We start from the raw sequence: 25,679 nt of genomic DNA on the forward strand, positions 1-25,679 counted from the left end.
CGACGGCCACCGTGTGGCGGTCACGAACTCGGCTCGCCATGGTCATCGGCGCAAGGGCGATGCCGCTTGAGCCGCGCGCGAGCGCAGGGCGGCGCCCCGCGGGCGCCGCACCGTGCGGGATGTCACGTCGGCTGGCGCCGAACCGCCGGCGCGCGTCGCGTCAGAACGGGTAGTGCCGCGGCTGCGTCTGCACCGTGATCCAGCGCAGCTCGGTGAACTCGGCGATGCCGGCCTTGCCGCCGAAGCGCCCGATGCCCGAGCCCTTGACGCCGCCGAAAGGCATCTGCGCCTCGTCGTGCACGGTCGGTGCGTTGACGTGGCAGATGCCCGAGTCGATCTTGCGCGCGACGTTGAACGCGCGCGCGATGTCGCGCCCGAACACCGCGGCGGAGAGGCCGTACTCGTTGTCGTTCGCACACGCGATCGCCTCCTCGACGCCCCTGACGCGCACGATGGCCTTGACGGGGCCGAAGGTCTCCTCGCGGTAGATGCGCATCTCGGGCGTCACGTGGTCGAGCAGGGTGGCCGGCATCAGCGTCGAGTCGGCCTTGCCGCCGCACACCAGCTTCGCGCCCTTGGCCAGCGCGTCGTCGATCAGCGCGTTGCAGTGCTCGACGGTGGCCATGCCGACCACCGAGCCGAGCACGACGGGCTCGGGCTTGCGCGGGTCACCGAGCGGCAGGCTCTTGGCCTTGTCGGCGAACTTCCTGACGAACTCGTCGGCGACCTTCTGGTCGACGACGATGCGCTCGGTCGACATGCAGATCTGGCCGCTGTTGGCGAAGCAGCCGAACGCGGCGGCGTTGACCGCGTCGTCGAGGTCGGCGTCGTCGAGGATCACCAGCGGCGCTTTGCCGCCGAGCTCGAGCACGACGGGCTTGAGGTACTTCGCGCAGGTCATCGCGATGATCTTGCCCACGCGCGTGCTGCCGGTGAAGTTGACGCGCCGCACCGCCGGGTGCGCGACCATCGCCTCCACCACCGCACCGGCGTCGGCCGGCGCGTTGGTGATGTAGTTGACGACGCCGGGCGGAAAGCCCGCGTCCTGGAACGCCTCGACGATCAGCGCGTGCGTGCGCGGGCAGTTCTCGCTGCCCTTGAGGATCACGGTGTTGCCGCAGGCCAGCGGTGTGGCGATCGCGCGCACGCCGAGGATGACCGGCGCGTTCCACGGCGCGATGCCGAGCACGACGCCGGCGGGCTGGCGCACGCCCATCGCGAGGCTGCCGGGCACGTCGGACGGGATCACCTCGCCGGCGACCTGCGTCGTCAGCGCCGCGGCCTCGCGGATCATTCCGGCGGCGAGCATCACGTTGAAGCCGGCCCACATCCCGGTGGCGCCGGTCTCGGCGGGCACCGCCTCGACGAACTGCGGCGTCTTGGCCTCGAGCGCGTCGGCGGCCTTGAGCAGCAGCGCACGGCGCGCGCTCGGGCCCGTCTCGCTCCAGGTCTTGAACGCCTCGGCGGCGGCTTCGACGGCCATCACGGCGTCGGCGGGCGAGGCGGCCGGCGCGCGCGTCGCGACGGTGCCGTCGAGCGGGTTGCGCCGCTCGAACGTGGCGTTCTTCTCGGCCGTCACCTTCAGGCCGTTGATCAGCATCGACAGGTCGGACATGGGGTTCTCCTTCGGGTCAGGCGGGCGCCGCGGTGCGGCGCCGGTGCGCCGCGTCGGCGGCGGTCGTGGTGTCGGATTCGGCGGCGCCGAGGTAGGCCTCGCGCACCACCGTCGATCGCGCGAGCAGCTTCGCGGCACCGCTGGCGACGAGCTGGCCGCGCTCGAGCACGTAGCCGCGGTCGGCCACCGCGAGCGCCTTCTTGACGTTTTGCTCGACCATCAGCACCGTCGTGCCGGCGTCGGCGATGCGCCGCGCGATCGCGAGCAGCTCGTCGACCATCTTCGGCGCGAGGCCGAGCGACGGTTCGTCGAGCATCAGCAGGCGCGGATGGCTGACCATCGCGCGCGCGACAGCCACCATCTGCTGCTCGCCGCCGCTCATCGTGCCGGCGAGCTGGTTGGCGCGCTCGCGCAGCTTCGGGAAGTTCGTGAACGCCTCGTCGATGCGGCGCGCGCGCTCGGCCCTGGGCACCAGCCAGCCGCCGAGTTCGAGGTTCTCGGCGACCGTCATCTGCGGGAACAGCTGCCGGCCTTCGGCCACCAGCGCGACGCCGGCGCGCACGATCTCGTGCGTCTTCTCGGGCAGGTCGTCGCCGTCGAGCGTGACGATGCCGCGCCGCGGGATCAGGCCCGCCAGCGCCTTGAGCAGCGTCGTCTTGCCGGCGCCGTTGGGGCCGAGGATCACCGTGAGCCCCGGGCGCGCCTCGAGCGTGAGGTCGCGCAGCACGAGGAACGGGCCGTAGCCGGCCGCGAGGCCCTGCACCTTCAGGTGCGCGCGGCCGGTGCCGCCGAGCACGAACGGATCCGGGCGCCACCACATCACGGCGTCACCTCGGCGGTGTCGTCGATCATTTCGTCGCCGAGGTAGGCCTCGACGACCTCGGGGTCGCGCACGACGTCGGCGGGCGGCCCGTCGGCGATCTTGCGCCCCTGGTGCAGCACGATCACGCGCTCGACGTGGCGCAGCAGGATCGTCACCGCGTGCTCGATCCAGATCACCGTCAGGTCGAGCTCGTCGCGCATGCGGCGGACGAGCCGCGCCATCTCCTCGATCTCGCCTTCGGTCAGGCCTGCGGCGACCTCGTCGAGCAGCAGCAGCTTCGGCCGCGTCGCCAGCGCCATGCCGATCTCGAGCAGGCGCTGCTGGCTCGGCGTGATCGCCGCGGCCGGCAGGTCGGCGAGCGCGTCGAGCCCGATCAGCTTGAGGATGCTGTCGGGCGTGCGCAGCGCCCATGGCACACCGTCCTCGTCGCCCCAGAACACGTATTTGCGCGGCCGGCGGCCGGCGAACTTGAGGCCGAAGGCGATGTTGTCGCGCACGCGCATCTCGGCGAAGGTGCGTGGCGTCTGGAACGTGCGCGCGACGCCGTGCGCGGCGAAGCGGTGCGGCTTGCGGCCGGTCAGGTTGCGGCCGTGAACCACGAGCCGGCCCGAGGTCGGCTCCTGCACGCCCGAGATCGCGTTGAAGAACGTCGTCTTGCCGGCGCCGTTGGGGCCGATGATGCCCACCAGCTCGCCGGCGCGGAACTGCGCGCTGACGCCGTCGACGGCGGTCAGGCCGCCGAAGCGCACCGTGACCTCGTGCGCGTCGAGCAGCAGCGGCACGTGCGCGTCGTGCGGCGTGCCGTCGGGCCGCGTGTGGCTGATGTGCGGGTCAGATGACAACGCGGCGCTCCTTCTCGCGCTGCGCGTCGCGGGCCTTGTCGCCGCTCCACTCGTAGCGCTTCTCTTTCCACCACGCCCGGGTGTCGTTCCACCACCCGCGCAGCGTCTGCCAGCGCAGCGACGCCAGGCCGCCCGGCAGGTACAGCACCGACAGGATCAGCAGCAGGCCGAGCGTCATCATGTACAGCTGCGGCAGCTGCAGGCGCAGCGTCTCGGCGAGCAGGCTGAACACGATCGCCGCGATCAGCGGGCCCCACAGCGTCGCCGCGCCGCCGATCAGCGCGATCAGCACGGTCTGAAAGCCAATGAAGGGGTTGAAGACGGTGGTGGGGTCGATGTAGGTCCAGCGCACGCTCATCGCGGCGCCGACCGCGCCGGCGAACGCGGCGGTGAGCGCGAAGCCGGCGATCTTGACCCGCCGCGTGTCGACGCCAAGCGTCTGCGCGCGCTGCTCGTCGCTGCCGATCCCGCGCATCGCGAGGCCAAAGCGCGTGCGGCGCACGACGATCGACGTGGCCACCGCGAGCACCGCGAGCGCGAGCACCGTGAGGTAGACCGTGTCGCGCTCGGGCACGACGAGGAGCACGCGGCCCACGGTACCGGTGACCTGCTTCTCCCAGTAGGTGATCGCGTGGCGGATCAGCTCCGTCATGCCGAAGGTCAGCACCGCGAAGTAGGTACCGCGCAGGTGCAGCACCAGCGCGCCCATCACGACGGCCACGGCGGTCGCGATGCCGGCACCGTAGACGATGGCGAGCGTCCAGCCGTGGCCTTCCATCGTCAGCGCGCTCGTGTACGCGCCGATGCCGAAGAACGCCGCGGTGGCCAGCGACAGGTACCGAGTCGTGCCGCAGAACAGGCTCCAGCTCGTCGCCAGCGCGATGTACATCAGGCACGACAGCGCCATCGAGACGGCGAACTCGCTGCCGTAGTATGGGATCGCGAGCGACCAGCCGGTGAGGCCGAACAGCACCAGCAGGTCGCGGGTCAGGATCTGGCGGTCGTTCACGCGAGCCCCTCCGCGCTCAGCGCTTGCGGTGGAACAGCCCGTTGGGGCGCAGCAGCAGCACGGCGATGAACACCGTGTACGACAGCAGCGACTTCAGCGACGGACTCGTGAAGTGCATGCCGATCGCCTCGACGACGCCGAGCAGCAGGCCGCCCGCCAGCGCGCCGCCCATGCTGCCGAAGCCGCCGAGCGTGATCACGATCAGCGCCGTGACGGTGTAGGGCTCGCCCATCGCCGGCGCGATCGTGTACGTCATCGACAGCAGGCAGCCGGTGACGCCCGACAGCCCGAGCCCGATGCCGAACATCAGCGGGTGCAGCGTTTTCGTGTCGATGCCCACGAGCTGTGCGCCGGTGGGCGACTGCATCAGCGCGCGCACGCCCTTGCCGAGCAGCGTCGTGCGCAGCAGCACGATCAGCGCCGCCGAGAACACGAGCGACAGCGCGAGCACGAGCAGCTTGTTGGCCGCGAACTGCGCGCCGCCGATCGCCACCGGGTCGGTCAGGTAGTCGTAGCCGCGCAGCTCGCCGCCCCACACCCACGACGCGAAGTTCTGCACGAGGAACATCAGGCCGAAGCTGACCATCAGCGCGCGCGCCTCGAACACGTCGACGTTGGGCGACGTGTCGGTCAGGCGCTTGAACCACAGCCGGTGGATGACGAGGCCGAGCACGAAGGTCAGCGTGAAGCTCAGCGGGATCATCGCCAGCGGCGACCAGCCCAAGGCGGTGGCTGCGACCCAGGTCACGAAGGCGCCGAGCATCAGGAACTCGCCGTGCGCGATGTTCAGGATGCGCATCAGCCCGTACTGCAGGTTCAGCCCGAGCGCGACGAGCGCATAGATGCTGCCGGTGATGACACCGGAAGCGATCAGTTCGAGCCAGGCACCGAGGGACATGGACGTGTAGTGGAACGGCAAGGCCCAGCCCGTGCGCGCGAGACGCGCACGGGCCGTAGCCAGGCGAGCGAAGGTCCGCAGGGACCTTCGCTCGTCCGGGCTACGCCCAGGCCGGCTTGGCGATCGGCGCGGCGGTGGCGATGGACTTCGGCCAGACGACCTCGAACTCGCCCTTCTGCCACTGGCTCACCGAGCCGGGCGTGCCGACGTTCTCGCTGCCGTTGAACCGGATCTTGCCGAGGATCGTGCTGTGCTCGTTGTTCGCGACGTAGTCGCGGATCGCCTTGCGGTCCAGGCCGTGGCGCGCGACCGCGGCGGTCAGGATCTCGAGCGCCGCCCAGCACGCGCCGCTGGCCCAGCGGTCGGGCTCCTTGCCGTCGAAGCGCTTGGTGTGTGCCTCGAAGTACGCCTTCGCGCCGGGGCTGGTCTTGGCGTTCCACGAGCCCATGCCCATCACGCCTTCGGCGCTGGCGCCCATCACGTTGCGGTAGAGCTGGAACGCGGTGCCGACCGAGGCGTAGAACACCTTCGGGTTGAAGCCGATTTCCTTGGCCTGGCGGCTCGCGAGGATCGTGTCGGGCGGGTACGTGAAGCCGATGAAGGCGTCGGGGTTCTTGTCCTTGATCGAGCGCAGCACCGGCGACAGGTCCTTGACGCCGCCGGGGTAACTCTTGTCCTCGACCATGCTGATGCCCGAGCCCTGCAGCGCGACCTTCAGCGCGGCGTAGTTCTCGAGCCCGAACAGGTCGTCGACGTAGATCACGGCAACGCTCCTGACGCCCTGGCTCTTCAGCAGCTCGACGAGCGCGTGGGTCATCGGCGCCGGCTGCTGCAGCATCAGGAAGAAATACGGCAGCTTCATCTCGACGAGGCGCCGCGACAGCGCGGTCGGCGCGAGGAACGGGTAGCCGAAGCGGTTGGCCAGCGGCGCGACGGCGAAGTTCGCGTTGCTGCCCCACGGCGGCAGGATCAGGTCGACCTTGTCGCTGCCCATCAGCTTCTCGTAGGTGCGCACGCAGGTCTCGATCTCGCTGCGGTCGTCGCTGCTGACGAGCTCGATGCGGCGGCGGGTGCCACCGACGTTCAGGCCGCCGGCGGCGTTCTGCTGCTCGGCCCACAGGATGTAGTTGGGCTCCTGGCTGACCTGCGCGCCGCCGGTCCACGGGCCGGTGCGCGCGATCGCGTAGCCGACGCGCACCGGCTGCGCCTGCGCGAGCGACAGCATCGGCGCCGACAGCGCGGCGGCGCCGACGGCCAGCGCCTGCGTGGCGCGGCGGCGGGTCAGGCCGGGGGAACGGGTGTCTTGGCTCATCGCGTGTCTCCTGGTCGTCTCGGGTGAGGGCAGCCAGCGGGCCGCACGCGCACTCTAGGCGGCGGCCCGCGGCCGTGCTTGCCTGCGCGTGCAATCGGACTTGACGATTTGTGCACGGTGGCCTCGGACTTTCCCTAGGTCGGGCGACGGCTCCCGCTGCGGCCGCGGCGGGTGCGGCCCGGGATAATTTCGGCTCCGCCACGACCCGTGGGTGCCGCGATGACCACCGCTGCCGCGCTGATGACGACCGACGAGGTGTCGCCGCGCGAGCGCGTCGCGTTCTGGGCCGACTGGATCCACCGCCTGTTCGGCGGCCTCGAGTCGGACCTGTACGGCGACACCACCTTCGACGGGCGCATGGTCAGCGCGCACGCCGGCGACGTCGTGCTGACAAGGCTCGAGGCCAACCGCCACCGCGTGATGCGTTCGCGCTCGCTGGTGCGGCGCAGCGACACCGGCTACGTCAAGATCGTCGCACCGTTGCAGGGGCGCGCCGGCGTCGAGCAGCACGGTCGCCGCGCGTGGGTCGGCCCGGGGCAGTGGAGCCTGTACGACACCACCGACACCTACGCGGTGGACAACCCGGTGCGCGTCGAGCACCTGATCGTGATGGTGCCCAAGGCGAGCCTGGTCGAGCGCGGCCTGCCGCTGCCGCAGCTGTGCGCGCGCCCGCTCGGCGACGGCGGCGTCGCGCGGCTCGCGCTCGAGACGATGCGCCACGCGTACCGCGAGCTGCCGACGATGGGCTCCGACGCGGCGCGCGGTGTCGGCGAGCTGATCACGCACTGCGTGCACCTGTCGCTGCTCGACCTCGCCGGCCGCGGCACCGCGGCGACGCAGCGCGAGGCGCTGCGCGAGCGCATCAAGCGCCACGTCGCGCAGCGCCTGGGCGACCCGCGGCTGAGCGTCGACGCGATCGCGCGCGCGCTCAACGTGTCGCGCCGGCAGCTGTACAACGCCTTCGCCGACGAGCCCGACGGCGTGGCCGGCTACGTGCTCGCGCAGCGGCTCGACGCGTGCCGCGCCGACCTCGCCGACCCGCGCCAGGCGCATCGCGCGATCACCGACATCGCGCTCGACCGCGGCTTCACGAGCCTGGCGCACTTCAGCCGCGTGTTCCGCGCCGCCACCGGGATGTCGCCGAGCGACTACCGCCGGCTGCACGGCGGCGGCTGACGCGGCAGCGCGTCACGCCGCGCGCGCCGCCTCCAGCGCGGGCGCGACGACCGCCTCGAGCTCGCGGCGCAGCCACTGGTGCATCGGGTCGGTCTGGTAGCGCAGGTGCCACACCATGTACATCGGCATCGGCGGGCACGCCACTGGCACCGGCGCATGCGCGAGCCCGCGCAGCAGGTCCACGCGCAGCAGCCCGGGCAGCGTTGCCAGCCGCCGGCTGCCGCGCACGAACGGACGCACGCCGGCGAAGTCGGGCACCCGCACGACGAAGCGCCGCTGCACGCCGGCGGCACCGAGCACGCGGTCGATGTCGAGCGCGCGCCCCGCGTCGCGCAGCACCGTCACGTGCTCGGCCTGCTCGTAGGCCTCGCGCGTGGCTGGCGCGTCGCGCTGGCTCGCGTCGTAGAAGACGCGGTAGCCGTCCTCGAACAGTCGCTTGTGCACGATGTCGCCCGCTTCGGGCGGGCGCGGCGAGATCACGAGGTGGCAGCCCTCGTCGCGCAGCATCTCGGCGCTGGGCACCTCCGACGGCACGACGTGCAGCGTGAGCCCCGGTGCGGCGTCGTGCAGCCGTGCGAACAGCCGCGGCAGCAGCAGGTCACGCTGCAGGTCGTTGGCGGCGATGCGCACGGTGGCCACCAGCCGCGCCGGCTCGAACGTCCCGGCGGCGGCGAAGCCGCGCAGCGCCTCGAGCAGCTCGCGCGCGCGCACCGCGAGCGCTTCGGCGTGCGCGGTGGGCACGACGCCGCGGCCCGACTTGACGACCACCGCGTCACCGACGATCGCGCGCAGCCGCTCGAGCCCGTGGCTGACGGCCGACTGCGTCACACCCAGCCGCCCGGCCGCGCGCGTGATCGAGCGCTCCTCGACGACGGCGACCAGCAGCTGCAGCAGCCGCGGGTCGAGGTCCAAATGATCGAAACGGCTCATGCCAGACATGAACGTGGGCGTGTTTACGGCCGCGGCCGGCGTGCCGACACTGCGGTCGAGCGGCCCACGCGGTGGCGGCAGGCCGAGTGTGACCGAAGACGACGCAAAGGAGACCGCCGATGCGCACGACGAGCGACGACACAATCCCCGGCACCGTGCTGTTCGACGGTGCGATGGCGCGCAAGGGCTACGCGCTGAACAAGATGTGCTACTCGTTCAACGACGCCGCCAACCGTGCCGCGTTCGTCGCCGACGAGGACGCCTACTGCGCGAAGTACGGGCTGAACGCCGAACAGCGCGAGGCCGTGCGCAGCCGCAACGTGCTCGCACTGCTGGCCGCCGGCGGCAACGCGTACTACCTGGCCAAGTTCGCCGGCATCTTCGGGCTGGACATGCAGGACATCGGCGCGCAGCAGACCGGCATGACGAAAGAAGCGTTCAAGGCCAAGCTGGTGGCCGCCGGCCGCGACTGAACTCCGAAGGAGACGACGATGGCCCGCATCCTCGGCAGCATCATGACCTCGCACGTGCCCGCGATCGGCGGCGCGATCGCCCGGCGACTGCAGCAGGACCCGTACTGGAAGCCGTTCTTCGACGGCTTCGGCCCGGTGCGCCAGTGGCTCGGCGAAGTCCGGCCCGACGTCGTCGTGCTGTTCTACAACGACCACGGCCTGAACTTCTTCCTCGACAAGATGCCGACCTTCGCGGTCGGCGCCGCGCCCGAGTACCGCAACGCCGACGAGGGCTGGGGCATCCCGCAGGTGCCGCCGTTTCGCGGCGACGAGGACTTGTCGTGGCACCTCGTCGAGTCGCTCGTGGCCGCCGAGTTCGACCCGGTGGTGTGCCAGGAGATGCTCGTCGACCACGCGTTCACGCTGCCGATGGCGCTGCTGTGGCCCGACCAGCAATGGCCGGTGACGGTGGTGCCGGTGTGCATCAACACGGTGCTGTTCCCGCTGCCGTCGGCGGCGCGCTGCTTCAAGCTCGGGCAGACCGTCGGCCGCGCGATCGAGGCCTGGCCGCGCGACGCGAACGTGCTCGTGCTCGGCACCGGCGGGCTGTCGCACCAGCTCGAGGGCGAGCGCGCCGGCCACATCAACAAGGCGTTCGACCTGAAGTTCATCGACAGCCTGACCGCCGATCCGACGTGGGCGACGCAGTACTCGAACAAGGAACTGGTGCGCGAGGTCGGCACGCAGGGCATCGAACTGCTGAACTGGCTGGCCGCGCGCGGCGCGCTGAGCGGGCGCGTGAGCGAACTGCACCGCAACTACCACATCCCGATCTCGAACACCGCCGCCGGGCTGCTGCTGCTCGAAAACCGCCGCTGAACGCGGACGGCGTGCGTGCCGGCGCCGGGCCGCACGACGACGGCGCCCCGACGGCCGCAGCGCACCGTGCGACGCGATGGCTGTGCGGGCAGGGGGGCCTCAGCCGGCGCAGGGGGCCGTCTGGCCGTCGGCCAGCGCGGCCAGCGCCGCCGGGTCGAGCACGTGCACCGTGTAGCCGCTGACTTCGAGCACACCCTGCTGCATGAAGCTGCGCATCAGGCGCGACAGCGTCTCGGGCGTGATCGCCAGCTGCGACGCGATGTCGCGCTTGCGCTCGTGCAGCTGCACCACCGCCTGGCCGGGCACGCCCGGGCGCGGGACGCAGCGCTGGTGCAGCCACGCCGCCAGGCGCGCCGGCGCGTCCTTGTGCATCAGCTCGTGCGTGTTCAGCGCCAGCGCGCGCACCTGCGCGGCCAGCGCGTCGATCAGCGTGCGTGCCAGCGTCGGGCGGCGCTCGATGAGCGGGGCCAGCACGTCGAGCGGCCACTCGGCCACTGCCACCGGGCTCAGCGCGCGCGCGTCGAGCGGGAAGGTGGTGTCGAGCCAGGCCGACGCCAGATCGAGCCAGGCCGGTGCGTGCACGAGCCGCTCGGGGCGGAACTGCGTGTCGGCCAGCGCGACGCCCAGCGCGACATCGCCTTGCAGCAGCACGACGACGGTGTGCGCGACGTTGCTGCGCTGGAACACGGGTTGCCCCTGCGCGACCAGCCGCGTGCGCGCGTCGCGCTCGAGCGCCTGCGCGTCGGCGGCGCTGACGCCGAGCGCGGCCAGTGCCGGGGCGAGCCGCCGCGCCGGCGACGCCCGTTCGCCGCCGCCCGGATACGGCAGCGCCGGCCCAGCGGCCAGCGGGGCCCGCGGCGGCGTCGCCGCACGCGGCACACCGCGCGCAGACGCCGCCGGGGAGAGGGTGCCGGTGTCGGTGCTCATAGCGTGGTCTGTCCTTGTGGCGGCCGCGGCGGGCCGATGGCCATGTCAGTGCCCGCATCGTCGCGCGGCCCCGCCCGCGCTGGATTGCGCCAGATCAACGCCACGCGCCGACACCCCCGCAGCGGCCGCCGCGGGGGCGCGGCGGCCGCTGCCCGCCGGTGGCGGCGCGTCGGGGGTGCCCGGCGATCGCGGTATAACGCGGGCCTTCTTCCGCACCCGCGCGCCGCGCCCGTCGTCCATGCACACCACCTTGCACCCCCTGCTGGCCCAAGGCGCCGACGGCGCGACCGCCATCTCGGCGCCCGGGCGCGCGCCGCTGAACTTCGCCGGGCTGCGCGCGCTCGTCGCCGAGACGACGGCGCGCCTGAACGCGCTCGGCCTCGGCCGCAACGACCGCGTCGCGATCGTGCTGCCCAACGGCCCCGAGATGGCGACCTGCTTCGTCGCCTGCGCCAGCGCGGTGGCCAGCGCGCCGCTGAACCCGGCGTACCGCGCCGACGAGTTCGACTTCTACCTGTCGGACCTCGGGGCCAAGGCGCTGATCGTCGAGCGCGGCAGCCCATCGCCGGCGATCGAGGTCGCCGCGCGGCACGGCGTGCGCGTGATCGACCTGGTGGTCGCCGACGGGGCGCCGGCCGGGCGTTTCACGCTCGAGCCGCGCGAGCCGTACGCCGGCGCGGCCGCCGCGCTGCCGGGCGCGGCCCAGGCCGACGACCTGTCGATGCTGCTGCACACGTCGGGCACGACGTCGCGCCCGAAGATCGTGCCGCTGTCGCAGAAGAACCTCGCCGCGTCGGCGCAGCACATCGCGCGCACGCTGCAGTTCACGCCGGCCGACTGCGGGCTGAACATCATGCCGCTGTTCCACATCCACGGCCTGATCGCCGGCGTGCTCGCGCCGCTGGCGGCCGGCTCGCAGGTCTTCTGCACGCCGGGCTTCAACGCGCTGAAGTTCTTCGCGTGGATGGACGAGGCCAGGCCCACCTGGTACACCGCGGTGCCGACGATGCACCAGACGATCCTCGCGCGCGCCGACAAGAACCGCGACGTGATCGCGCGCCACCCGCTGCGCTTCATCCGCAGCAGTTCCAGCTCGATCCCGCCGCAGGTCATCGCCGAGATCGAACAGACCTTCGGCTGCCCGCTGATCGAGGCCTACGGCATGACCGAGGCGACGCACCAGATGGCGAGCAACCCGCTGCCGCCGGGCGTGCGCAAGCCCGGCACGGTGGGGGTGGCCGCCGGCCCCGAGATCGCGATCATGGGCGACGACGGCACGCTGCTGCCGCGCGGCGCCACCGGCGAGATCGTGATCCGCGGCCCGAACGTGACCGCCGGCTACGAGAATAACCCCAAGGCCAACGCCGAGGCGTTCCGCGACGGGTGGTTCCGCACCGGCGACCAGGGCGTGATGGACGCCGACGGCTACCTGAGCATCACCGGGCGGCTCAAGGAAATCATCAACCGCGGCGGCGAGAAGGTCAGCCCGCGCGAGGTCGACGAGATCCTGATGGACCACCCGGCGGTCGCGCAGGTCGTCACGTTCGGCATGCCGCACGCCAAGCTCGGCGAGGAAGTCGCCGCCGTCGTCGTGCTGCGCGAGGGCGCGAGCGCGACCGAGCGCGAGCTGCAGCAGTTCGTCGCCGCGCGCGCCGCCGACTTCAAGGTGCCGAAGAAGATCCTGTTCATGGATGAGATCCCCAAGGGCGCCACCGGCAAGCTGCAGCGCATCGGGCTGGCCGCCAAGCTCGGCCTCACCGGGTAAGCCCCGAAAGGGTTAGCCCGTAAAACTAAGCCGCCCTTTAGCGGCGGCGCCCACAAAGTCTAAGTTGTTGCCCAGCGGGGGGCGTCTCTACAGTCGGAATCCCGATTCCGACCTTCGTGGAGAGCCCATGATCCGCTCGCTCGTCGCTGCCACCGCCTTCTTCGCCGCCGGCTGCGCGCTGGCGTGGGAACCGTCGAAGCCCGTCGAGTTCGTCGTGCCCGCCGGCACCGGTGGCGGCGCGGACCAGATGGCGCGCTTCATCCAGGGCGTCGTGGCCAAGCACAACCTGATGAAGCAGCCGATCGTCGTCGTCAACAAGGGCGGCGGCGCCGGCGCCGAGGGCTTCCTCGACGTCAAGGGCGACAAGGGCAACCCGCACAAGATCATCATCACGCTGTCGAACCTGTTCACGACACCGCTGGGGACCGCGGTGCCGTTCAACTGGCGCGACCTGACGCCGGTGGCGATGCTCGCGCTCGACAACTTCGTGCTGTGGGTCCACGCCGAGTCGCCGTACCAGACGCCCAAGCAGTTCTTCGACGCGCTGAAGTCGGGTCCTGACCGCAGCCTCAAGATGGCCGGCACCGGCAGCAAGCAGGAAGACCAGATCATCACCGTCGCGCTCGAGAAGGCCGCCGGCAAGAAGATGAGCTACATCCCGTATCCGGGCGGCGGGCAGGTGGCCACGCAGCTGGTGGGCAAGCACGTCGACGCGACCGTCAACAACCCGATCGAGGCCGAGGGCCACTGGCGCGCCGGCAAGCTGCGCGCGCTGTGCGTGTTCGACAGCAAGCCGCTGCCGTACAAGGAGAAGGTCACCGCCACGCAGGCCTGGGGTGACCTGCCGACGTGCTCGTCGGCCGGCATCCCGGTCGAGTACACGATGCTGCGCGGCATCTTCATGACGCCGGGCGCGACGCCCGAGCAGGTCAAGTTCTACGTCGACCTGTTCGACAAGGTCCGCGCACTGCCGGAGTGGAAGGAGTTCATGGCCAAGGGCGCGTTCAACCAGACCTCGATGAGCGGCCAGCCGTACTTCGACTGGCTCGCGCGCACCGAGCAGCAGCACCGCGTGCTGATGAAGGAAGCCGGCTTCCTGGCCAATTGACGCTCGCCCGCACGATCCCCCCGGACCTCCCATGAGTGAATCGAACGACGCCGCCGACGGCGGCACGGTCGGCGTGCGCTGGCCCGAACTGCTCGTCGCGCTCGGCTTCATGGCCGTGGCGGCCGTCGTGATGTTCGACAGCCGGCGCATCGGCGCCGGCTGGGCCGACGACGGACCGCAGTCGGGCTATTTCCCCTTCTACATCGCGCTGGCGATGTTCGGCGCCGGCGCGTGGACGGCCGGCGTGCAGATCGTGCGCTGGCGCCGCGTCGAGGTCTTCGCCGAGCGCGCGCAGATCCGCAGCGTGCTGACGATCCTGTGGCCGATGGCGGTCTACGTCGCGCTGATTCCCTGGGTGGGCATCTATCTCGCGTCGGCGCTGCTGATCGGGTTCTTCATGTGGCGCCACGGCCGCCACGCCGTCGCGCTGACGCTGGCGGTCGCGGTCGGCGTGCCGCTGGCGTTCTTCCTCGTGTTCGAGCGCTGGTTCCTCGTGTCGCTGCCCAAGGGCCCGATCGAAGCGCTGCTCGGGTTCTGAGGCTGCCGTGGACGAGATCCAGAACCTGCTGCACGGCTTCGGCATCGCCGCGACGCTGCCCAATCTGGGCTTCATGCTGGTCGGCATCACGCTGGGCGTGCTGATCGGCGTGCTGCCCGGCCTCGGCGGCGCCAACGGCGTGGCGATCCTGCTGCCGCTGACGTTCAGCATGAACCCGACGTCGGCGATCATCATGCTCAGCTGCATCTACTGGGGTGCGCTGTTCGGCGGGGCGATCACGTCGATCCTGTTCAACATCCCGGGCGAGCCGTGGAGTGTCGCGACCACCTTCGACGGCTACCCGATGGCGCAGCAGGGCCGCGCCGCGCAGGCGCTGACGGCGGCGTTCACGTCGAGCTTCGTCGGCGCGATCTTCGCGGTGCTGCTGATCACGTTCCTCGCGCCGCTGGTGGCGAAGTTCGCGCTCAAGTTCGGCCCGCCCGAGTTCTTCGCGGTGCAGCTGCTGACGTTCTGCAGCTTCGTCGGGCTGAGCAAGGAGCCGCCGGCCAAGACGATCGCCGCGATGATGCTCGGCTTCGCGCTCGCGTCGGTGGGCATGGACTCGGTCACCGGCAACCTGCGGCTGACCTTCGGTTTTCCGGAGCTGCTCAAGGGCTTCGACTTCCTGATCGCGGTGATCGGCCTGTTCGGCATCGGCGAGATCCTGCTGACGATGGAAGAAGGCCTCGCGTTCAAGGGCAAGAGCGCGAAGATCAAGCTGCAGGTGGTGTGGCAGACCTGGCGCGAGCTGCTGCGCCACTGGAAGCTGTTCCTGCGCAGCGTGCTCGTGGGCTGCTGGATGGGCGTCACGCCCGGCGGCGCGACGCCGGCGTCGTTCATGAGTTACGGCATCGCGCGGCGCATGTCGAAGCACCCCGAGCAGTTCGGCAAGGGCCGCATCGAGGGCGTCGTCGCACCCGAGACGGCGGCGCACGCGGCCGGCACCTCGGCGCTGCTGCCGATGCTCACGCTGGGCATCCCCGGGTCGCCGACGGCGGCGGTGCTGCTCGGCGGCCTGCTGATCTGGGGCCTGCAGCCCGGGCCGATGCTGTTCGTCGAGCAGAAGGAGTTCGTCTGGGGGCTGATCGCGAGCATGTACATCGGCAACATCGTCGGCCTGATCGTCGTGCTGACGACGGTACCGTGGTGGGCGGCGATACTGCGCATTCCGTTCTCGGTGATCGGCCCGGTGATCATCGTGATCTGCGCCATCGGCGCCTACACGGTCAACAACTCGATGTTCGACGTCTACGCGATGCTGGTGTTCGGCGTGCTCGGCTACCTGTTCAAGAAACTGAAGTACCCGCTGGCGCCGTTGGTGCTCGCGCTCGTGCTCGGCAAGATGGCCGAGTCGAGCTTCCGCCAGTCGATGCTGCTCAGCGACGGGTCGCTGGCGATCTTCTGGAGCAACCCGCTGGTGGGCAGCATCGCGGGGCTGGCGGTCGTGATGCTCGCGTGGCCGCTGTTCGGCGCGGCCAAGTCGGCGCTGCGCCGGCGCGAGATGCTGGCCGATGGGCGGGCCGCGCCATGAAGATCGCCGTCGTCGGCGCCGGCGCGATCGGCGGCTACCTGGGCGCCAGGCTCGCGCTCGCGGGCGAGCAGGTCACGTTCATCGCGCGGCGCAAAAACCTCGAGGCGATCAACGCCCACGGATTTCGCCTGATCCTCGAAGACGGCAGCCTCGCGCACGCGCGCGACGTGCGCGCCGTCGAGCGCTACGCCGACGCCGGCCCGCAGGACGCGGTGCTGCTGACCGTCAAGGCGCACCAGGTGCGCGACCTGCTGCCCGACCTGCGTGCGCTGTTCGGCCCGCAGACGATGGTCGTCACGATGATCAACGGCGTGCCGTGGTGGTACTTCCACAGGCTCGCCGGTCCCTACGAGGGCCGCCGGCTCGACAGCGTCGACCCCGGCGGCGCGATCGCCGCGCACATCGAGCCCGAGCGCATCATCGGCAGCGTCGTCTACCCGGCAGCCGAGCTCGTCGAGCCCGGCGTCGTCAGGGTCATCGAGGGCAACCGCTTCACGCTCGGTGAGCCCGATGGCAGCCGCAGCGAGCGCATCGAGGCGCTGTCGCAGGCGATGATCCGCGCCGGCTTCAAGGCGCCGGTCAGCAAGGACATCCGCGGCGAGATCTGGGTCAAGCTGTGGGGCAACCTCAGCTTCAACCCGATCTCGGCGCTGACGCACGCGACGCTCGAGGACATCTGCCGCTTCCCGCCGACGCGCGCGCTCGCCGCGCGCATGATGGCCGAGGCGCAGGCGGTGGCCGAGGCGCTGGGCGTGCGCTTCAAGATCGGGCTCGAGCAGCGCATCGCCGGTGCCGAGGCGGTCGGCGCGCACAAGACCTCGATGCTGCAGGACGTCGAGGCCGGCCGCGCGCTCGAGCTCGAAGCGCTGGTCGGCGCCGTCGTCGAGCTCGGCCGCATCACCGGTGTGCCGACGCCGACGATCGAGGCCGTCTACGCCGCGGTCCAGCTGCTGCAGCGCACGCTGCAGGCGCAGCACGGCAGGCTGCAGATCCAGCCGCTGGCCTGATCAGCGCGACGCCGGCTCGCCCGGATGCGCTGGCGCCACGCTCGGCTGGCGCGACATCCACCACGCCACCGCCGCGCAGCTGACGGCGGGGATCCAGCGGATCGCCGGCGGCATCGCGAACCAGCCCCACAGGCTGCCCACCGTCATCATCGCGTAGGCCAGCCACTTGGCGCGGCGCGGGATCACGCGGTCGCGGCGCCAGTCGCGCACCATCGGGCCCAGGCGCGGGTGCGCGAGCAGCCAGCGCTCGCAGCGCAGGCAGCCGCGCGAGAAGCACCACGCCGCGAGGATCACCAGCGGCGTCGTCGGCAGCAGCGGCACGAAGATGCCGACGATGCCGGCGGCCAGCGCCAGCGTGCCGGCGGCCAGCCACAGCACGCGCTGCCACCACGGACGCGGCACCGCACCGAGCACCGGAACCTGCGGGGACGCGCCGCCGTCTTGCATCGCACGATCGTAGCCGCAGCCCGGCCAGCGGCGCGCGCGCCTAGACTCGCCTCATGAGCGACGACGCCGTGCGCTTCCCCTCGATCGACGGTCTGCGCGCCTTCGAGGCGGCGGCGCGGCTGGGCACGTTCGAGCGCGCCGCCGACGAGCTCGCCGTCACCGCCAGCGCGGTGGCCAAGCGTGTGGCCACCGTCGAGGATCTGCTCGGCACCGCGCTGTTCGACCGGCGTGGGCGCGGGTTGCAGCTGACCGCCGCCGGCAAGGAATACCTCGGGCAGGTGCGCGCGGCACTCGGCCTGCTCGCTGCGGTGCCGCTGCACCGGCGCAGCGCGCAGCGCATGCAGCGGCTGCGCGTGTGCGCGCCGCCCACCTTCGCGCGCGAGGTGCTGGTGCCGGCACTCGAGGGGTTCACGCGCGCGCGCCCCGACGTCGAGCTCGAGGTGGTGCTGTCGATCCCGTTCCTCGACATCTCGCCGGCCGACGCCGACGTCGAGGTGCGCAGCGGCGAGGCACGCACCACCGGCGGCGCCGTGCTGCTGCGCGACCGTGTGCGTCCGCTGGCTGCGCCGGCGCTGCTGCACCGCCTGCCGCCGCTGCGCCGGCCGGCCGACCTCGCGCACGCGCCGCTGCTGCGCACGCCGCTCGAGCCGTGGGGACCGTGGCTGCGCGCTGCCGGGCTCGACTGGCCCGAGCCCGCGCACGGCCCGCGCCTGGTCGACCTCGGCATGGTGCTCGAGGCCGCCGTCAGCGCGCAGGGCGTCGCGCTGGCGCGGCCCACGCTGGCGCGCCGGTGGCTGGCCGCCGGCGCGCTGGTGCCGCTGTTCGACGTCGACGCCGAGCCCGCGCACGCGTACCACGTGCGCGCGCAAGGCGGCGGCGACGCCGCGGCCGACTTCGTGCAGTGGCTGGCCGGCGTGTGCCGCGACGTCGAGGCCGAGGCCCGCGAGGCCTTGCGCGCCGCACGTTCCGCCCAGGGCTGAACATCTTTCCGCCGGCGCCCGCGGCGGTGTCGGTAGCATCGCGGCCGTTCGACGCCCGATTCACCCCGAGGAGACCGCGCGATGCCCGTGATCACGAACATCGAAGACCTGCGCGTGCTGGCCAAGAAGCGCGTGCCGCGCATGTTCTACGACTACGCCGACAGCGGCTCGTGGACCGAGAGCACCTACCGCGCCAACGAGAGCGACTTCCGCAAGATCAAGCTGCGCCAGCGCGTGGCGGTCAACATGGAGAACCGTACGACGGCGACGACGATGGTCGGCGTGCCGGTGACGATGCCGGTGGCCCTCGCGCCGACGGGGCTCACGGGCATGCAGCACGCCGACGGCGAGATCCTGGCCGCGCGGGCGGCCGAGAAGTTCGGCATCCGCTTCACGCTGTCGACGATGAGCATCTGCTCGATCGAGGACATCGCCGCGCACACGACGCAGCCGTTCTGGTTCCAGCTGTACGTGATGCGCGACCGCGACTTCATCGAGCGGCTGATCGACCGCGCGAAGGCGGCCGGCTGCGACGCGCTCGTGCTGACGCTGGACCTGCAGATCCTCGGCCAGCGCCACAAGGACCTGAAAAACGGGCTGAGCGCGCCGCCGAAGCCCACGCTCGCGAACCTGATCAACCTCGCGACCAAGCCGCGCTGGTGCCTGGGCATGCTGGGCACCAAGCGCCGGCAGTTCGGCAACATCGTCGGCCACGTCAAGGGCGTCGGCGACATGGGCAGCCTGTCGGAGTGGACCGCCAAGCAGTTCGACCCCAAGCTCAACTGGGGCGACGTCGAGTGGATCAAGAAGCGCTGGGGCGGCAAGCTGATCCTCAAGGGCATCCTCGATGTCGAGGACGCGAAGCTCGCCGCCGACTCGGGCGCCGACGCGCTGATCGTCAGCAACCACGGCGGGCGCCAGCTCGACGGCGCACCGTCGAGCATCGAGGCGCTGCCGGCGATCGTCGACGCAGTGGGCTCGAAGATCGAGGTCCACATGGACGGCGGCATCCGCAGCGGCCAGGACGTGCTCAAGGCCTGGGCGCTCGGTGCGCGCGGCACCTACATCGGGCGCGCCTTCCTCTACGCGCTCGGGGCGATGGGCGAGGCGGGCGTCACGAAGTGCCTCGAGATCATCCACAAGGAGCTCGACCTGACGATGGCGTTCTGCGGCCACACGAACATCCACAACGTCGACCGCCGCATCCTGCTGCCGGGCACCTACCCGGTCTGAACGCCGGAGGGCGCCGCGGCGTGCGTCGCCCGTGGGCGGCACGGAACCGCGCCTGCCGCGTGGGCTCCAACGCGGCCATCGCCATCACCCACGCCCGCCATGCACCTGCTGATCTGGAGCCTCGCCCTCGTCCTCCTCGCGCTGTGGTCGCTGTTCGGCTGGGCCAGCCACGCGGTGCTGACGCTCGATGCGCCGACGCTGGCCGGCGCCGACGCGTGGATCACGCAGGCTGCGGCGCAATTGCCTGGTGCCGCGCTGCTCGACGCGTGGTGGCCGCAGTGGCGCGACGCGCTGCGGCTGACGATCGACGGCACGCGCGCGCTGCTCGGCGCGCTGGCCGGCATCGCGCCGTGGCTCGTCGCCGCCGTGTGGGCGGCTGGCGCCGTTGCACTGGTCGGCGCTGCCGCACTCGCATCGCTGCTGTGGCGCTGGCTGCGCCCGCGCGCGGCCCGGCCCGTCGCGCCCTGACCGCCGCCACCGCGGCGGCCGATCAGACCGCGGCGGCGAAGCTGCGGTCGAGCTCGGCGATCCAGTGCTGCTTCTGCGCCGCGCTCGCGAAGCTCGCTTCGAAGCCGTTAGCCGCCAGCTGCCACGCGTGCCGCACGCCGAACTGCGGCAGCGCGGCGAAGGTCTGCACGTAGTTGTCGGCGACGTAGCCGCCGAAGTACGCCGGGTCGTCGCTGTTGACGGTGACGCACAGCCCGGCGTCGAGCAGCGCCGGCAGGTTGTGCTGCGCGAGCGTCGGGAACACGCGCAGCTTGACGTTCGACAGCGGGCACACCGTCAGCGGCACGCGCTCGCGCGCGAGCCGCTCGACGAGCGCCGCATCGTCGACGCAGCGCACGCCGTGGTCGATGCGCTCGACCTTCAGCACGTCGAGTGCCTCGCGGACGTAGTCGGCCGGCCCTTCCTCGCCGGCGTGCGCGACGACGTGCAGCCCCAGTTCGCGCGCCTTCGCGAACACGCGCGCGAACTTGGCCGGCGGGTGGCCGCGCTCGCTGCTGTCGAGCCCGACGCCGATGAAGTGCTCGCGGTAGGGCAGCGCCTGCTCGAGCGTCGCGAAGGCGTCGTCTTCGCTCAGGTGGCGCAGGAAGCACAGGATCAGCTTCGCGCTCAGCCCCCACTCCTGGTGCGCGCGCTGGCACGCGTGGTGCAGCCCCACGATGACGGCCTCGATCGGCACGCCACGCGCGGTGTGCGTCTGCGGGTCGAAGAAGATCTCGGCGTGCACGACGTTGTCGGCCGCGGCGCGCTCGAGGTAGGCCCACGCCATGTCGAAGAAGTCCGCCTCGTGGCGCAGCACGCTCGCACCGGCGTAATACACGTCGAGGAAGCTCTGCAAGTCGGTGAACGCGTAGGCCGCGCGCAGTGCGTCGACGCTCGGGTACGCGAGCGCGACGCCGTTGCGCTCGGCGAGCCGGAAGATCAGCTCGGGCTCGAGCGTGCCCTCGACGTGCACGTGCAGCTCGGCCTTGGGCATGCGGCGCAGCAGCGCGGGCAGGCGCTCGCGCGGCAGCGCGTTCCAGCGCGGGTCGTGGGCGGGGGTCGTCATCGTCAGCAGACTCCGAAAGTGATGCCCTGCGCCTGCAGCCAGCGCCGGTAGGCGACGCTCAGGCGGTCGGCGGCGCAGTGCAGCTCGCCGCCGGAGACCGGCAGCAGCCGCGGTCGCTGCGACTCGAGCACCGGGCGGTCCTGGCGGAAGATCGTGTCCTGGAACGCGACGAGCGCGTCGTCGGGCAGCGTGTCGTCGCTGGTGAAGATCGTGAACCACACGCGGCAGCGGTCGGGCTCGGTCGGGCAGGCCCACAGCGCGTAGGCCTCCTGCGGCGCGTCGCCCTCGGCCTTCTTGGTCAGCAGCGCGCTGTACGGCGACAGCACCTGGTAGCGGTAGGCGACCCAGGCGCCGGCGCCGGCGCCGGCACTGGCGCGCGGCTGCCACGCGCGGTAGTCGGGCACGCCGGGGCGGCCGTGGGCGTCGGGCACGACCTGGTAGTCCGGCACCTGCAGGTGATCGCGCGCGCCGAGCCAGCCTTCGTGCACGAGGCCGAAGTGCGCGGTGTCGAGGAAGTTCTCGACGACGCGCGGCGCGCTGGTGGCCACGTCGTACGGCCCGCACAGCAGCCGGCGCGCCGGCAGGTCGGCGAGCAGCGGCGGCGCGTGCGGCGGCTCGGCGCTCGCCCCGGCGGGCGCGACCCAGCACAGCCCGTGCGCCTCGCGCAACTGCCAGGCGTGCGCCGCGTGGCCGGCCGGCGGCGTGAAGTCGGGCAGCGCTGGCACGTGGCGGCAGCGGCCGTCGCCGCCGAAGCGCCAGCCGTGGTACGGGCACTCGAGCTGGCCGCCATGCACGCGCCCCATCGACAGCCGCGCGCCGCGGTGCGGGCAGCGGTCGGCGAAGGCGCGCAGTTCGGCGCCGTCGTGCCACAGCACGAGCGGCTGATCGCACCGCGTCACCGCGAGCGGCCCGCCGCCGTTCACGTCGGACACCGCGGCCACCGGCAGCCACCAGGCGGATTCGGGGGGCGGGGTCATGGGCGAGGGGCGGCGGTCGAGCGGGTGCGGTGGCGGCCATCTTAGCCGGCGCCGCCGCAGGCGCCGTCGCGGCGCGACGCCGTCTCAGGCCGGCAGCGCGAGCGCGTCTCGGCGCTGACGCGCTCGAGCCGCGCCGCGAAGTCGCCCGCCGGCATCGGCCGCCCGTAGAGGTAGCCCTGCAGCTCGTCGACACCGAGGCCGACGAGCAGTTCGGCCTGCGCCTGCGTCTCGACGCCCTCGGCGGTCACGCTCATGCCCAGCGCCTGGGCCATCGCGACGATGGCGCCGACGATGCTCAGCGCGCGCGGGTCGTCGGCCATCTCGGCGACGAAGCTGCGGTCGACCTTCAGCACGTCGGTCGGCAGCCGCCGCAGGTAGCTCATCGACGAGTAGCCGGTGCCGAAGTCGTCGAGCGCGATGCGCACGCCGTCGGCGCGCAGCGTGTGCAGCAGGTCGGTGACGGCGGCGCTAGCGTCGACGATCGTGCCTTCGGTGACCTCGAGCTCGAGCGTGTCGGGCGGCAGCGCGGCGGCGCGCAGCTCGCGGCGCACCGCGTGCAGCAGCTGGCCGCCGCGCAGCTGGCGCGCCGACACGTTGACCGACACGCGGTCGACACGGCAGCCGGCGCGCCGCCATGCCGCCACCCGCTGGCAGGCCTGCGCGAGCACGTGCTCGCCGAGCGCGTCGATCAGCCCGACCTCCTCGGCGATCGGCACGAAGCGCGCCGGCGGCACCGCGCCGAGCTGCGGGTGCGTCCAGCGCACCAGCGCCTCGGCCGACACGACGCGCCCGCTCGCCGCGTCGACGCGCGGCTGGAAGTGCACCTCGAGCTCGCGCCGTTCGATCGCGCGGCGCAGGTCGTGCGCCAGCTGGCGGCGGTCGCGCTCGTGCGCTTTCATCTCGGCCTCGAAGAACACGACGCAGCCGCGGCCCGCGCCCTTGGCGCGGTACATCGCGATGTCGGCGTGCGCGAGCAGCTCGTCGAAGCCCTTGCCGTCGTCCGGGTACATCGCGACGCCGACGCTCGCGCCGATGAAGCACTCCTGGTGGCCGACGCGAAACGGCGCCGACAGCGTCGCGACGACCTGGTCGGCCACGCGCGCGGCGTCGTGCGGCATGCGCAGCCCGGGCAGCGCGATCGCGAACTCGTCGCCGCCGAGGCGGCCGATCGTGTCGCTGTCGCGCACGCAGGCGCGCAGCCGCTGCACGGCCTGCGTCAGCAGTGCGTCGCCGACGCCGTGGCCGAGCGTGTCGTTGACCTGCTTGAAGCGGTCGAGGTCGACGAACAGCAGCGCCACGTGGTGCTGGTTGCGGCGCGCCGCCGCGATGTCGCGCTCGACGCGGTCCTTCAGCAGCATGCGGTTCGGCAGCCCGGTGAGCAGGTCGTGGCTGGCCTGGTGTTCGAGCATGCGCTCGCGCGCGCGCGCCGCGAACGCGACGGCGACGCGGTCGGTCAGTTCGCGCAGCTGGCGCAGCACCGAGTCGCCCACCTGCGCCGGCTCGACGCCGGCGACGGCGACGAGCGCGCAGACGCGGTCGCGCCACAGCGCCGGCAGCACGAGGCCGCGCTCGAGGCCGAGCTGTGCGAGCAGCGCGTCGCTCCACGCCGAGGCTGGCGCCCACGGCTCGTCGGCAGCCGTGCCGTCGTCGCGGCGCAGCCACAGCGCCGCGCGCCGCGTCAGCGTCGCGATCAGCGCGCGCGGCGGCGCCGCGACGGCATCGCCGTCGGGGGCGGCGCCGATCCACGTGCCGCCGCCAGCGCGACGTTCGTCGTCGCGCGTCGCGAGCACGCGCACCTGCGTGCCGGGCAGCAGCTTCTCGATGCGCCGCGCCACCCGCTCGCGCACGCGGTCGAGGTCGAGCCCTGCGAGCAGCTCGCGGTCGATGTCGGCCAGCACGCGCATCGCCTCGATGCGCGTGCCGAGCTGGCGCGCCATCCCGTTGAGCGCCCTGGCGAGCTGGCCGAACTCGTCGCGCTCGTCGTCGATCGCCACCGGCTCGTCGAAGCGCTGCTTCGCGAAGCGCCGCGCGCCTTCGATCAGGCGGTCGATCGGCACCAGCGTGCGCCGGATCTGCAGCACGCTCAGCCACGCGACGAGCAGCAGCGTGAACAGCCCCATCGCGCCCAGGCGCCACGCGTCGGCGAGCGTCGCCGCGCCGACGCCTGCGCGCGGATGCATGAAGACGACGCGCCACGGCGGTGCGTCGAACGCGGCCTTCAGCGGCACCGAGCGCGCGACGACGTCCATCCCGTCGACGAGCGCTGGCGCACCATCGGCCGTGCCGTCGAGCGCGAGTGCGACGTGCGCATGCGCCGGGTCCGAGCAGTGCAGCACCTGCGCGGCCTGTGCGACGCAGACCTCGACGTCGGAGCCCAGGGCCTCGTCGGTCTCCCACAGGAAGGCCAGGCCGAGCTCGGCCCACAGCAGCCCGCGGGCCGGGTCGCTGGGGTCGAGCGCGACGCCGAGCCACGGCGCGCCGTTGCGCGTCGTCGGCGCCCGCAGCACGGCACGGCCGCCGGCCAGGTGCAGCCACTCGTGGTCCGACGGGGCGGCCGGCATCCAGTCGGCCGTCGCGGCGGGGCCGACGTCGCCGCCGCGCGGCGGCGCGACGCGGATCACGCGGCGGAAGACGACTTCCTCGTGCAGGCCGCCTCCCTGCAGCACGGTCGCGAGGTCCAGCGGCGACTCGGCGAGCGCGCGCAGCGCGAGCCCGGCGTTGAGCAGGCGCTCGTGCAGCGCGCGCGCGTAGGCGCCCGCGCGTGCCTGCAGGTGCTGGCGCGCGTGCGTTTCGTTGGTCTGCTGCACCTGGTGCCAGGCCAGCAGCGCGAGCACGAGCACCGGCACGAAGGCCGAGACGAGGAACAGGCCGAAGATGCGGCGCGCGACGCGGCTGCGCAGGAAGGTGCGGTCGAACATCGCGCCGCCTGCTGCGCGTCAGCGCGTGAAGTCGGCGCCGACGCCGATGAAGTCGCCGTCGAGCGCGCGCAGCACGTCGTCGGCGCTGTCCCTGTGACTGACCTGCGGCTTCGAGACGCCGTCGCGTCCGACGCTGTAGAGGTCGAAGTCGGTGTTCAGCGGGTTGAGCTTGCGGTCCTTGCGCGCCTTGCCCTTGCCGCCCTGGCCCGAGACGTCGACGTAGACATAGGGCCGGCCCCAGGGGTCGAGCCGGCCGCTCTGCCCGACGTCGGCCAGCGACGCCGGCAGCTCGCGGTGCTCGAGCTGGTAGTGGGCGATCAGCGCCTGCATCGCGGCGATGTCGGTCACGGCCTGCGCGCGGCGCACGCGCTCGCGATGGTCCTGGTACGCCGGCAGCGCGATCGCCGCCAGCACGGCCAGCAGCGCCACGACGAGCCCGAGTTCGACGACCGTGAACCCGCGCGCGCGCCGCGATGCGCCGCCGCCGGGCGCGCGCGCGGCGCCGACGCGTCCCTCCCCGGTTGTCGTTGTCTCCCTCATTGCCCCGGGGGTATCGACCGTCGACGCGCGGTCTTGACCGCGGCGACGCACGTGCGTGCGCACGCGGGGGCGTTCGTGCCATGCGTCACGCGCCGCAGCGTGACGCTGCGGCGTCAGGCCACCAGGAGCGCGCGGAAGTCGTTGACGTTGGTGTACGTCGGCCCGGTGACGACGAGGTCGTCGAGCGCGGCGAAGAACGAATAGGCGTCGTGGCGGTCGA

At 72.3% G+C, this 25,679-nt stretch carries 25 protein-coding genes; 11 read left to right on the top strand and 14 right to left on the bottom strand.

Going from position 1 to position 25,679, the window contains the following annotated elements; genetic code table 11:
• Positions 1 to 160: 160 nt before the first annotated feature.
• From MOJ79_RS11340 to MOJ79_RS11365, 6 genes are all read right to left on the bottom strand, one after another.
• Complete coding sequence (locus MOJ79_RS11340; RefSeq protein ID WP_241924252.1) at positions 161 to 1,615, bottom strand: aldehyde dehydrogenase; 1,455 nt, start codon at positions 1,613 to 1,615, stop codon at positions 161 to 163.
• A gap of 16 nt (positions 1,616 to 1,631) precedes the next feature.
• On the bottom strand, positions 1,632 to 2,435 hold the full coding sequence (locus tag MOJ79_RS11345) for an ABC transporter ATP-binding protein (protein WP_241924253.1): 804 nt from the start codon (positions 2,433 to 2,435) through the stop codon (positions 1,632 to 1,634).
• Complete coding sequence (locus tag MOJ79_RS11350; protein ID WP_241924277.1) at positions 2,435 to 3,211, bottom strand: ABC transporter ATP-binding protein; 777 nt, start codon at positions 3,209 to 3,211, stop codon at positions 2,435 to 2,437. The genes MOJ79_RS11345 and MOJ79_RS11350 overlap by 1 nt, the downstream gene beginning before the upstream one ends.
• A gap of 58 nt (positions 3,212 to 3,269) precedes the next feature.
• Entirely contained in the window at positions 3,270 to 4,289 is a 1,020-nt protein-coding gene (locus MOJ79_RS11355; RefSeq protein ID WP_241924254.1) for a branched-chain amino acid ABC transporter permease, read from the bottom strand.
• A gap of 16 nt (positions 4,290 to 4,305) precedes the next feature.
• A complete protein-coding gene (locus tag MOJ79_RS11360; protein ID WP_241924255.1) occupies positions 4,306 to 5,187 on the bottom strand; it encodes a branched-chain amino acid ABC transporter permease in 882 nt (293 codons plus the stop codon).
• Positions 5,188 to 5,287: 100 nt separating this feature from the next.
• Positions 5,288 to 6,499, bottom strand: a complete 1,212-nt coding sequence (locus tag MOJ79_RS11365; RefSeq protein WP_241924256.1) for an amino acid ABC transporter substrate-binding protein — start codon at positions 6,497 to 6,499, stop codon at positions 5,288 to 5,290.
• Positions 6,500 to 6,718: 219 nt separating this feature from the next.
• On the opposite strand from MOJ79_RS11365, the gene MOJ79_RS11370 reads away from it, so the two are divergent.
• Positions 6,719 to 7,675, top strand: a complete 957-nt coding sequence (locus MOJ79_RS11370) for a helix-turn-helix domain-containing protein (protein WP_241924257.1) — start codon at positions 6,719 to 6,721, stop codon at positions 7,673 to 7,675.
• Between the two features lie 12 nt (positions 7,676 to 7,687).
• On the opposite strand, the gene MOJ79_RS11375 is transcribed toward MOJ79_RS11370, so the two are convergent.
• The gene (locus tag MOJ79_RS11375) at positions 7,688 to 8,605 is read right to left on the bottom strand and encodes a LysR family transcriptional regulator (protein ID WP_241924258.1); all 918 of its coding nucleotides are present in this window, start codon (positions 8,603 to 8,605) and stop codon (positions 7,688 to 7,690) included.
• Between the two features lie 119 nt (positions 8,606 to 8,724).
• On the opposite strand from MOJ79_RS11375, the gene MOJ79_RS11380 reads away from it, so the two are divergent.
• Positions 8,725 to 9,078: a protocatechuate 4,5-dioxygenase subunit alpha gene (locus MOJ79_RS11380; protein ID WP_241924259.1), complete on the top strand. Its 354-nt coding sequence runs from the start codon at positions 8,725 to 8,727 to the stop codon at positions 9,076 to 9,078.
• Between the two features lie 18 nt (positions 9,079 to 9,096).
• Positions 9,097 to 9,936: a class III extradiol dioxygenase family protein gene (locus MOJ79_RS11385; RefSeq protein ID WP_241924260.1), complete on the top strand. Its 840-nt coding sequence runs from the start codon at positions 9,097 to 9,099 to the stop codon at positions 9,934 to 9,936.
• Positions 9,937 to 10,035: 99 nt separating this feature from the next.
• Here the strand turns inward: MOJ79_RS11385 and MOJ79_RS11390 are convergent, their stop codons facing one another.
• A complete protein-coding gene (locus MOJ79_RS11390; protein ID WP_241924261.1) occupies positions 10,036 to 10,863 on the bottom strand; it encodes a Crp/Fnr family transcriptional regulator in 828 nt (275 codons plus the stop codon).
• A gap of 238 nt (positions 10,864 to 11,101) precedes the next feature.
• Here MOJ79_RS11390 and MOJ79_RS11395 point away from each other — a divergent pair, with 238 nt between their 5' ends.
• The 5 genes from MOJ79_RS11395 to MOJ79_RS11415 all read left to right on the top strand — a co-directional run bounded on the left by MOJ79_RS11395 (position 11,102) and on the right by MOJ79_RS11415 (position 16,812).
• Positions 11,102 to 12,628 (top strand): acyl--CoA ligase, encoded by a 1,527-nt coding sequence (locus tag MOJ79_RS11395; protein WP_119353171.1) that lies wholly within the window; start codon positions 11,102 to 11,104, stop codon positions 12,626 to 12,628.
• Positions 12,629 to 12,755: 127 nt separating this feature from the next.
• Positions 12,756 to 13,736 (top strand): Bug family tripartite tricarboxylate transporter substrate binding protein, encoded by a 981-nt coding sequence (locus tag MOJ79_RS11400; RefSeq protein ID WP_241924262.1) that lies wholly within the window; start codon positions 12,756 to 12,758, stop codon positions 13,734 to 13,736.
• A gap of 31 nt (positions 13,737 to 13,767) precedes the next feature.
• Complete coding sequence (locus tag MOJ79_RS11405; protein WP_241924263.1) at positions 13,768 to 14,274, top strand: tripartite tricarboxylate transporter TctB family protein; 507 nt, start codon at positions 13,768 to 13,770, stop codon at positions 14,272 to 14,274.
• 7 nt (positions 14,275 to 14,281) lie between these two features.
• Entirely contained in the window at positions 14,282 to 15,805 is a 1,524-nt protein-coding gene (locus MOJ79_RS11410) for a tripartite tricarboxylate transporter permease (protein WP_241924264.1), read from the top strand.
• Complete coding sequence (locus tag MOJ79_RS11415) at positions 15,802 to 16,812, top strand: 2-dehydropantoate 2-reductase (RefSeq protein WP_241924265.1); 1,011 nt, start codon at positions 15,802 to 15,804, stop codon at positions 16,810 to 16,812. The genes MOJ79_RS11410 and MOJ79_RS11415 overlap by 4 nt, the downstream gene beginning before the upstream one ends.
• Here MOJ79_RS11415 and MOJ79_RS11420 read toward each other — a convergent pair whose 3' ends face one another.
• Positions 16,813 to 17,259, bottom strand: coding sequence for a YbaN family protein (locus tag MOJ79_RS11420; protein ID WP_241924266.1), 447 nt, complete (start codon positions 17,257 to 17,259; stop codon positions 16,813 to 16,815). It lies immediately after the preceding gene.
• 53 nt (positions 17,260 to 17,312) lie between these two features.
• On the opposite strand from MOJ79_RS11420, the gene MOJ79_RS11425 reads away from it, so the two are divergent.
• The 3 genes from MOJ79_RS11425 (at position 17,313) to MOJ79_RS11435 (ending at position 19,940) form a co-directional block, all read left to right on the top strand.
• Positions 17,313 to 18,239 carry a LysR family transcriptional regulator gene (locus MOJ79_RS11425; RefSeq protein WP_241924267.1) on the top strand — a complete coding sequence of 309 codons (927 nt, stop codon included), beginning with the start codon at positions 17,313 to 17,315 and terminating at the stop codon, positions 18,237 to 18,239.
• A gap of 81 nt (positions 18,240 to 18,320) precedes the next feature.
• The gene (locus tag MOJ79_RS11430; RefSeq protein ID WP_241924268.1) at positions 18,321 to 19,472 is read left to right on the top strand and encodes an alpha-hydroxy acid oxidase; all 1,152 of its coding nucleotides are present in this window, start codon (positions 18,321 to 18,323) and stop codon (positions 19,470 to 19,472) included.
• Positions 19,473 to 19,571: 99 nt separating this feature from the next.
• Positions 19,572 to 19,940: a hypothetical protein gene (locus tag MOJ79_RS11435; protein ID WP_241924269.1), complete on the top strand. Its 369-nt coding sequence runs from the start codon at positions 19,572 to 19,574 to the stop codon at positions 19,938 to 19,940.
• 22 nt (positions 19,941 to 19,962) lie between these two features.
• Here the strand turns inward: MOJ79_RS11435 and MOJ79_RS11440 are convergent, their stop codons facing one another.
• From MOJ79_RS11440 to MOJ79_RS11460, 5 genes are all read right to left on the bottom strand, one after another.
• Positions 19,963 to 21,024, bottom strand: coding sequence for an adenosine deaminase (locus MOJ79_RS11440; protein ID WP_241924270.1), 1,062 nt, complete (start codon positions 21,022 to 21,024; stop codon positions 19,963 to 19,965).
• Between the two features lie 2 nt (positions 21,025 to 21,026).
• Positions 21,027 to 22,001: an aromatic ring-hydroxylating oxygenase subunit alpha gene (locus MOJ79_RS11445; RefSeq protein ID WP_241924271.1), complete on the bottom strand. Its 975-nt coding sequence runs from the start codon at positions 21,999 to 22,001 to the stop codon at positions 21,027 to 21,029.
• Positions 22,002 to 22,042: 41 nt separating this feature from the next.
• The gene (locus MOJ79_RS11450) at positions 22,043 to 24,919 is read right to left on the bottom strand and encodes a putative bifunctional diguanylate cyclase/phosphodiesterase (RefSeq protein ID WP_241924272.1); all 2,877 of its coding nucleotides are present in this window, start codon (positions 24,917 to 24,919) and stop codon (positions 22,043 to 22,045) included.
• A gap of 18 nt (positions 24,920 to 24,937) precedes the next feature.
• Positions 24,938 to 25,459, bottom strand: a complete 522-nt coding sequence (locus MOJ79_RS19035; protein WP_272885378.1) for a prepilin-type cleavage/methylation domain-containing protein — start codon at positions 25,457 to 25,459, stop codon at positions 24,938 to 24,940.
• A 113-nt stretch (positions 25,460 to 25,572) separates the two neighbouring features.
• Positions 25,573 to 25,679, bottom strand: a 107-nt coding sequence (locus MOJ79_RS11460) for an MOFRL family protein (protein WP_241922935.1), incomplete at its 5' end; no start/stop codon positions are given.

Origin of the sequence: Calidifontimicrobium sp. SYSU G02091 (assembly GCF_022631395.1) — a bacterium.
Taxonomy (GTDB): Bacteria; Pseudomonadota; Gammaproteobacteria; order Burkholderiales; family Burkholderiaceae_C; genus Calidifontimicrobium; species Calidifontimicrobium sediminis.